Origin of the sequence: Ruminococcus sp. AM26-12LB, from assembly GCF_003480785.1 — a bacterium.
GTDB lineage: Bacteria > Bacillota > Clostridia > Lachnospirales > Lachnospiraceae > Blautia_A > Blautia_A fusiformis.
Genome location: NZ_QUJX01000034.1, coordinates 1 through 8,029 on the forward strand (window position 1 = coordinate 1; position 8,029 = coordinate 8,029).

The following is an 8,029-nucleotide window of genomic DNA, read 5'->3' on the forward strand; positions in this document are numbered from 1 at the left end:
CAAATTATTCTTTTCGCGGGTGCTGAACATATTTTACAGGAAAATGGCATGGATCTGAAGCATCTTAATTCCAATAAGTTACAAGAGCAAATTGCAGATCTTATTTCCAGAAAGGAATCACTAAATACTCAATACGTTTCTTTTAAGCAAGAAATAAAAGAGTTGGAATTGATACATCAAAACCTGTCCAAATATCTCAAACAGGATGCTCCTGAAATACAAAGATCTTCTCATAACAAACTTCCTTCTTTGTAAAACCATAATAATAGGCAGCGATTTCACTCGCTACCTAAATTTCCGTTAAACCGATATCCTACACCGCGCACCGTTTGTATATATACCGGATGTCCAGGATCATCTTCTATCTTTTCTCTAATGTTGCAGATATGTCGCATAACAACATTGTAATCACCCGAATAGGGTTCATTCCAGATTATATCATATATTTGTTCTTTACTAAACACTCTTCCAGGACTTCGCATTAATAAATGCAAAATTTCAAACTCTATAAAAGATAAATCTATTTTTTCCTGCTTTCGAAATAATTCTCTTTTATCCAACAAAATAACAATATCTCCATAACTCAAATTTGTTTTTGCATTTTCAATTACTTGAAATGCTCTTGCTCCCGTATTGACACAGGATATTATATGATTCAGGATTTCTTCCTCACTATCTTCAAATGTCAGTATTAACATTTTCCCATGTAATCACCTACTTTATTTTTTATGCATAAACTTTTAACTAAAACAAATCTGCCGTACTGTGACATTTTTCTTTTACCATCACACAGCTAAAGATTATTCAATATTCAATTCAATGTTTCCAGTAAATTCCTCACACTCAATGCCGACATAATTTCCGCCATCAGGAAGTGTAATTGTGTCACTATAAGTTCCGGTTGTTTCAAGCAAAGTGACTACTTCATCAGCTCCAGAAATCCAAAATACTTTTGCAGTTCCCTCCGCAACCTCCAAAGTGCAATCAATAGACAAATCCTTACCAGCTTCTCGCTTTATAGAAGTTCCTCCAAACAAATACTCTGAATCTGAAAAATTCTCATAATCAGCCGTATAAGTTCCCGTATAATCATCAATCCCTTTTTCTTTTGTTCCTTCCAAAGATAACTTTCCTGTAAGCTCTATGACTCCAGCCGACTGAACGATATTATTATAATGATTGAGAATTTCATCTTTTGAACAGCCAGAAATCATAAAACTTCCCAAAAGGACAAATGCCAATGCTAAAACTATTTTCTTAATAAAATCATCACCAGCCTTTCTTTGGTGCTACCTTTTTGGCCTTTTTCTTTGTTTGGGTTGCTTCTCGCTCTTTCATGCACAAAATCAAGATGGCAGAAATAACAACAGCAAGCACAAGACTGCAAGAACAGCTTCCGATATTCCAGTTGACTGCGGTATCATAGCTGCGGTAGCCTACCATTCCAAGACTTGCGGTAATCGGATAAAGGTTTGCTAATGTCATATTTCCTGCGGCAAACATCCCTCCATATCCATAGACAAAAGCAATGATTACACCGACTAAAAAGCTACCTGTCCTCCGACAAGTAAGAGCGATAATCGGCAGAACCGCAAGATATAAAAAGAAATTAACCGCAGTAATCTGCAAGGCTGCTTTTAGAGCTAAGGAAATCTCAAAGCCTGGAAATCCCACAATCATTTCCGCTATGATTGTAAACAAGCTGCATATCAGCCCGAAAATAATAGACAATACGCCGCACACAATCAATTTTCCGGTCAGCAGCTTCTTAAAAGAAATCGGCACAGTCAGAATATTTTTCAGTGTGTCATCCGTCTGCTCACGAGAAATCATATATCCAGCAATTAGGCTGATACACATCGGAAAAATCATGGACATATTGTTTTTGATGACCTGTTCTGTAAGATAGGCGAAATCCCAAACGGAACCATCATTCGCCATAGAGGTAAACAAGGTCAGCAGGACGGATAGGAGCATGAGTGCAACGCCCGCCCAAAGGATATGATACCTTTTCAATTTATAAAATTCTGTTTTTACAATGCGAACCATGTTTATTCCCCCCTCTGCTTATATAATCTGTCAATCAGTAAGAACGAAACGAATGCCATGATTCCAAGAATGAATACAACTTGAAATGTTGAAGGAATTAGCCCTGTCATTTGCTCCAAGTCCATTTTTATTCCATGAGCCGCCATATCTCCCGCACTCCAAAATGTAGTCAGTGGCGTGGGCAGAAGCCATAACATGGTTTTAGGCAGTGTGTCAAACAATGCCGTAGCACTCATGTTCAGAACGCTGTAAAAGACACACAGCAAAATGGAAAAAACATAGGTCTTACTGAAAAAGACAACAAGGACAATCAACGGGAGTGTTCCTGCTGTAATGAAGATCCCCGTTTCAACCGCCAAAAACAGCTTATAACCAATTCCATAAACTTCTAATGTTCCAATTCCGCAAAGAATTGTTGCAATAGTAGAAGCCACGCAAAAAACAATTCCAAAGATAAAAAGGACAATGATCTTTGCAAGTACCATTTGCGTGCTGGTTACTGGAATTGTACGCAAATTTTTGAATGTATCGTTGTCGCGTTCCATAAAAAACAGGATGGCGGCAATCACTCCGATAATGCAGGGCAGTAAAAACTGGATACCATATCCCAACACCATGTTAAATAGTCCATCGAAAGCATCTGCCCGATCCGTATATCGCTCCATCATAGAGGGCGTTGTCATCAGATAAGTCAGCGGGATTGGAAACAGGAACGCAGCCAGAATAATCAGCGGAATAAATTTCTTCCGTTTCAATTTCAAAAATTCGCATTTGATTAGTTTAAGCAATTCCTTCGCCCCCTGTCACACGCTTGAAGTAATCTTCAAGACTTTCTTCACAGGTATGTGCTTCTGATACCTCCAATCCGTTTTCTACAAAAGCAGTTACAATTTTCCCCACAGGCAGCTCCATATTGTGTAGACGCAGATTGTGGTCGTCTTGTATGGAAAAATGGGTTTCATGGAAATTGCGTTCCAAAATTCTTGCCGCCTGTGCAGTATCAGAGATCGTAAACCGGATATGTTTACTGCTTTTTTGCTCCAACTCAGCAAGGCTTTCTTCTTCCAGCAGTGCACCGTGGTCAATAATTCCAATATCGTCAGCCAGCAAGGAAATCTCCGAAAGAATGTGACTGGAGATTAAAATGGTTTTTCCTCTTGCGTCACAAAGCTCACGGATAAAAGAGCGTACTTCTGCAATACCGATAGGGTCAAGCCCGTTGATAGGCTCGTCCAAAATTAAAAGTTCCGGATCGTGCATGACTGCAAGGGCAATCGCCAACCGCTGCTTCATACCAAGAGAGTATTGCGAAAACAGCTTTTTATCCTTGTAAGGAAGTCCGACTAAATCCAGAGCGTCTTTGATGGCATGGTTGTTTGGTACTCCACGCAGGGTAGCAAAGATACGCAGATTCTCCGTACCGGTCAGATTGGGATAAAAACCAGGGGACTCAATCAAACTTCCAATGCGGGGCAGCAATTTCTTTTCATTTCCCTGCAAAGACTTTCCCCAGATTTTGACCTCACCGGAAGTCGGCTTCGTTAGACCCAACAGCATTTTCATGGTTGTGGTTTTTCCGGCTCCGTTTCTACCCAACAGACCATAAATTCTCCCACGCTTGACATGGATATTTAAGTCCGCCACACTCTTTTGTGAGCCGTATTGCTTTGTCAGATTTTTTGTTTCAATAATATAATTTGAATCCATATTCAAAACCTCCTGTTCTGTAAGGTATTCTATCACGCCAACCTTGCATTAACCTTGCCACAACCTTGCATTAACCTTGCAATTTGAAATCCGATAAAATAAACAAAAGTTCCCGTCACAAGGACGGGAACCCGCTTAAATCTCCAAGGGAAAACGCAAAGAAAATTCAGTTCCTTTTCCCGGTATACTTTCAACAGCTATGCTTCCGCCCATTTTTTCTACAAGTTGATGGACAATGGAAAGACCAAGACCGCTACCTTTCTCAGACCGACCTTTATCGCACTTATAAAGCCGTTCAAAAATGTGTTTCAAATCTTCTTTCTCAATTCCAACTCCATTATCTGCCAGCAGCAGCTCCATGCTGTTTTCCTTCTTCGATAGGGAGATTTTAATTTTGTCCGCATGGCTATGAGCGATGACATTTTGAATGAGATTATTGATGATTCTCATATAGCTGTCTATATCCAATCTTACCCGGACAGGCTGTTCGGAAATATCAATGTCATAATCAACCTGTTTATCCTCAAAAATCGGTATCCAGTCAATCAGGATATTCCTTGTAAACTCTGCGGCCTCAATGCTCTGGATTTCCAAAGCAAACTCGTTGGAATTTAACTTGAACCAGTCAAAAAGCACATCAATATATTCTTTCAGATCGTGGGCTTTCCGGCGAGCAGTTTCAATATAATCATCCCGGTCTTTTCCCGTGACAATACCTTTGTGTGCAGCATCAAGATACCCGATCAGAGTGGTAAGAGGCGTCCGAACATCGTGAGAAAGGCTTGTCATAAGCTGGCGGTTGGTTTCTTCCGTCTGTCGCACAGCAGAAAGCCTGCTTTCATAAGCCACAACGATCTCATTGATTTCATAGGCAAGAGGGGCTGTTAGTTCATTTGTTGCAGACAAAATACGCCGATTGCCATTTCCATTTTTCACATCAACCAATGCATCGGTCATTTCTGCTATTTGTTTTTTTATACGCCGAACGAGAACGATGGAAGTCAATACAGCCACAACAGCAATCACAATGGACAAGAATATGATGATTTCCATGCTGACTACACCTCCTTGTTAAAGCGATAACCGATCCCTTTGACAGTTTGGATGTACTTTGGACTGGAGGGGTTGACTTCTAATTTTTTACGAAGCCGACTGATAATCGCCATAATGTTACTGTCATCATAGAAATATTCTTCACCCCATACTTCTTCATAAATCTGCTGCTTTGTTAAAATCCTTCCTTGATTTTTTACACAATAGAGCAGCAAATCAAATTCCTTTGGTGGAAGTTCAAAAGTGCCGTTTCCCGTAGTAACGGAACGATTTTCAAGGTCAATTTGTAATCCATCAAAATTCAACTTTTGCATCGTTCCGGCTTGCTGATTAAAGCGAGTGTAACGGCGAATGAGGGACACAATACGGGCAATCAGCTCATCCATATCAAACGGCTTTGTCAGATAATCGTCCGCTCCGGCCCGTAACCCCCGCACCTTAGAAATGCTGTCATTTTTGGATGTGAACATTAAAATTGGCAAACTATGCTCTTTGCGGATTTCTTCCAGTGTTTCAAACCCATCCATACCGGGCATCATCACATCCAGTATTACAAGCTGATATTCCTGCTCTTTTAATTTCTGCAAGCCCTCTTTTCCGGTATTACAAAAATCGGCTGCTATATTTTCCGTTTGTACGCTGCGCTTAATTAAGGCACACAGTTCTCTGTCATCATCTATAATCAAAATTCTATTCATGGTACAATTCTCTCCCTTGTTTTGTCCGACCATCCACAGGTTTTTATGCTGATTTTGGTATCAGCCAAACCATTCCCATCTTTACAGGTCCTGGAATACGTCCACCAGAGCAAAAATAATTTATCCAACGAGGTGTTACTCCCCATTTTGCACTAGCTTCTTTTAATATCATATAATCCATATCCATTCCTCCGAATATTATTATAATTCGTTCTTTCGAATAATACAATCATATGCCTTCTACATTGGCACATCCTTCGGGAGTGCATGAAAGGATACCTAGCAAACACTTCCTATGTCATGACACAGACGAAATTTCCCACACTTTCCTAACGTCTGTACGATTAAATTTCCATAGGAAAGTCTTCCTGGCATTCTTCTGATTTTCTTCAATTTTCCGCTAGAATATCTTGACTTTTCACGCCGTCTGTATCATTAGTTAAATTTTTTCATGTATCTTGTGAATATCTCTTGGGTGTTAAAAAGGAAAAATAAGCAGTGATCTGGAATATTTTCACAGACCACTGCTTAAATTTTTATTAAAGTGATACCCAACTCCCCACACTGTCTGTATGTACATTGGTTTACTTGGATTATCTTCTATTTTCTCACGTAGGTTACGGATATGACTCATAACAATATTATAATCGCCAAAATATGGTTCTTTCCAGACACAATCGTAAATCTGCTCTTTACTGAACACTATTCCGGCATTTTGTGCTAATAGCAATAAGATTTCAAATTCTGTATAAGTCAATTCAATTTCAGTTTCACCATGGATCACTACTCGCCTATATTTGTCTATACTTAGTCCCTCAAAGCACAGGTTTTTATTTTCAACAATGTCTTGTTTGAAAATTTTTGTTTTTTCATCTACGCATGATAATATCTGATGTGTTCCTCTTCCATCGTATCATTTCGGTTGCCTTTATCAAACATTGCGGTCACTAAACATTCGTCTGTATCAAAGTTCATTGCCAGATCCATCATAATTCTACATCCCCCTTCTTATGTGCTTTGGATTTTTCAGTTGCCATTTCTTTCTGCTCCTGTGCTTTTACTCTTGCCTGGAACTCTTTTAACGACTGCAGCACAGATTTTTTCAGTTCTCCTTTTTCGCCCTTTACAGGCTCTTTCTTTTGCGTCTGGTTCGGTTCTACTGATACGGATTCTTTCTTGACTGGTGTTTCTGAAACTTCCTGTTTCACTTCCACGGTCTGTTCTGCTTCCTGCACTTTTCCATGTTTCTCATTCAGATATTTTTCCATATCGTTGATTGCTTTCTGTACCAATGGACTCTCCTTATAATGTGGAATCATATCAATCAGATCCCTGTCTATCCTGTCTCCACTCATGAGTCCATATTCCCCAGAATAATCTTCATCGCCATCTTGCAGATCAAATCCGATTCCTTTGATTCCATGCAACCGTTCTGACGGGATGCTCTCATATATTTTAATGGCTTCTTCTAAAGTAAGGTTGTTATGGTACTCTCCCATGACCGGAAACTCCATGCACTCTGCGACATAAAAACTGATCGTGGCTTCTGGCTGTTCCTGCTCTGGCTGTTTGTCAAAGATAGAAAATCTCTCTGCGTCCTCCAGACGGGAAAGTAAAGAATGGGCAGTTATAGCATCGCTGTCTATATCGGATTCTTCAGATACTTCAACCAACCAGTCCTTTAAACACTCTGTTTTCTTATTCAGAATGTCCTCTGTGATTTTCTCCACCTGTTCTTCCCTGTTCTCAACGGTATCTTTATATTCATAAGCGTCATATTCATATCTGAAATTATCTAAATCCACCGCCAGCTTTTTAATCTCCTGCTGATCAAGGTAAGCATCTGCTTCCTTCATATATTCTGCCAGAGTGATTCTTTCTTCTGCGATAGGATTGATGTCCACCTTAATACCTGCCATTGCTATACCATGAGCATTTAATTCATTGAAGAAACTGTCTTCACGGATATTGCCACGATAAGAAATCACTACATCAAGGTCAGAATCTTCCCGGTAAAGGTCTTGTCTGCTTCTGGAACCATACACTCTTGCAGCAAGCAGCTCTACCTCCTGTTCCATTCCCATATCTTCTAATACTGCCTGTGCATGATACAGAACCCCTCTTTCTACTTCTGCCCTGCTCAGGCTATTTAATGCCAGTTCATTTCTTCCAATCTCAGAAGTCACACGAAGTTCCCCCTCCTGCAATAAATCTTTAGAGTGCTGGATCGTCATTTCCTCAAATTCTTTATAATCCACTTTGACACATTCCATGTCATCCATTCTCTCACTTTTAAGAATTTCATAAGCGGCTTCCTGGATAAATGCGTCGGGATTATCATAATCACCACTCTGGATTTCATGCAGGTCAAAGTCATAAAAAATAAAAGAATATCCTTCTTCTGTTGCCTGTATGGTCAGATACCCTTTACTCCTGGTAAACTGCATTGCGATTCCCTCATAGGTTTGCAGTGCTTCTTCTCTGCGAAATCCTTCAAAAATACTTGCCGGGCAGTTCTTTTC

General features: G+C 39.9%; 10 protein-coding genes and 1 pseudogene. 1 reads left to right on the top strand and 10 read right to left on the bottom strand.

The annotated features are described in order from the left end of the window. Positions 1 to 255, top strand: a pseudogene (locus DW694_RS16455) (rlx protein); the annotation flags it as partial. A gap of 23 nt (positions 256 to 278) precedes the next feature. Here DW694_RS16455 and DW694_RS16460 read toward each other — a convergent pair. From DW694_RS16460 to DW694_RS17360, 10 genes are all read right to left on the bottom strand, one after another. Further along, complete coding sequence (locus DW694_RS16460; RefSeq protein WP_015524608.1) at positions 279 to 698, bottom strand: response regulator transcription factor; 420 nt, start codon at positions 696 to 698, stop codon at positions 279 to 281. A gap of 102 nt (positions 699 to 800) precedes the next feature. After that, the gene (locus DW694_RS16465; protein ID WP_110102444.1) at positions 801 to 1,262 is read right to left on the bottom strand and encodes a hypothetical protein; all 462 of its coding nucleotides are present in this window, start codon (positions 1,260 to 1,262) and stop codon (positions 801 to 803) included. A gap of 7 nt (positions 1,263 to 1,269) precedes the next feature. Further along, positions 1,270 to 2,049: an ABC transporter permease gene (locus DW694_RS16470; RefSeq protein ID WP_110102443.1), complete on the bottom strand. Its 780-nt coding sequence runs from the start codon at positions 2,047 to 2,049 to the stop codon at positions 1,270 to 1,272. Positions 2,050 to 2,051: 2 nt separating this feature from the next. Beyond that, entirely contained in the window at positions 2,052 to 2,837 is a 786-nt protein-coding gene (locus DW694_RS16475; protein ID WP_024738632.1) for an ABC transporter permease, read from the bottom strand. Next, on the bottom strand, positions 2,830 to 3,756 hold the full coding sequence (locus DW694_RS16480) for an ABC transporter ATP-binding protein (protein WP_015524607.1): 927 nt from the start codon (positions 3,754 to 3,756) through the stop codon (positions 2,830 to 2,832). The genes DW694_RS16475 and DW694_RS16480 overlap by 8 nt, the downstream gene beginning before the upstream one ends. A 135-nt stretch (positions 3,757 to 3,891) precedes the next feature. Beyond that, positions 3,892 to 4,809, bottom strand: a complete 918-nt coding sequence (locus DW694_RS16485) for a HAMP domain-containing sensor histidine kinase (protein WP_110102442.1) — start codon at positions 4,807 to 4,809, stop codon at positions 3,892 to 3,894. 5 nt (positions 4,810 to 4,814) lie between these two features. Continuing rightward, positions 4,815 to 5,507, bottom strand: a complete 693-nt coding sequence (locus DW694_RS16490; protein WP_110102441.1) for a response regulator transcription factor — start codon at positions 5,505 to 5,507, stop codon at positions 4,815 to 4,817. 43 nt (positions 5,508 to 5,550) lie between these two features. Beyond that, entirely contained in the window at positions 5,551 to 5,688 is a 138-nt protein-coding gene (locus tag DW694_RS16495; RefSeq protein WP_080633534.1) for a DNA-binding protein, read from the bottom strand. A gap of 333 nt (positions 5,689 to 6,021) precedes the next feature. Next, on the bottom strand, positions 6,022 to 6,366 hold the full coding sequence (locus tag DW694_RS16500) for a winged helix-turn-helix domain-containing protein (RefSeq protein WP_110102440.1): 345 nt from the start codon (positions 6,364 to 6,366) through the stop codon (positions 6,022 to 6,024). Positions 6,367 to 6,493: 127 nt separating this feature from the next. Continuing rightward, positions 6,494 to 8,029: LPD16 domain-containing protein (locus DW694_RS17360; RefSeq protein ID WP_353615836.1), on the bottom strand; the 1,536-nt coding region annotated here is incomplete at its 5' end.

What these genes read in the sequence shown, in the direction of transcription:
- DW694_RS16460 (WP_015524608.1), bottom strand. Translation starts at nt 698, where the DNA reads ATGTTAATACTGACATTTGAAGATAGTGAGGAAGAAATCCTGAATCAT.
- DW694_RS16470 (WP_110102443.1), bottom strand. Translation starts at nt 2,049, where the DNA reads ATGGTTCGCATTGTAAAAACAGAATTTTATAAATTGAAAAGGTATCAT.
- DW694_RS16480 (WP_015524607.1), bottom strand. Translation starts at nt 3,756, where the DNA reads ATGGATTCAAATTATATTATTGAAACAAAAAATCTGACAAAGCAATAC.
- DW694_RS16485 (WP_110102442.1), bottom strand. Translation starts at nt 4,809, where the DNA reads ATGGAAATCATCATATTCTTGTCCATTGTGATTGCTGTTGTGGCTGTA.
- DW694_RS16490 (WP_110102441.1), bottom strand. Translation starts at nt 5,507, where the DNA reads ATGAATAGAATTTTGATTATAGATGATGACAGAGAACTGTGTGCCTTA.
- DW694_RS16495 (WP_080633534.1), bottom strand. Translation starts at nt 5,688, where the DNA reads ATGGATTATATGATATTAAAAGAAGCTAGTGCAAAATGGGGAGTAACA.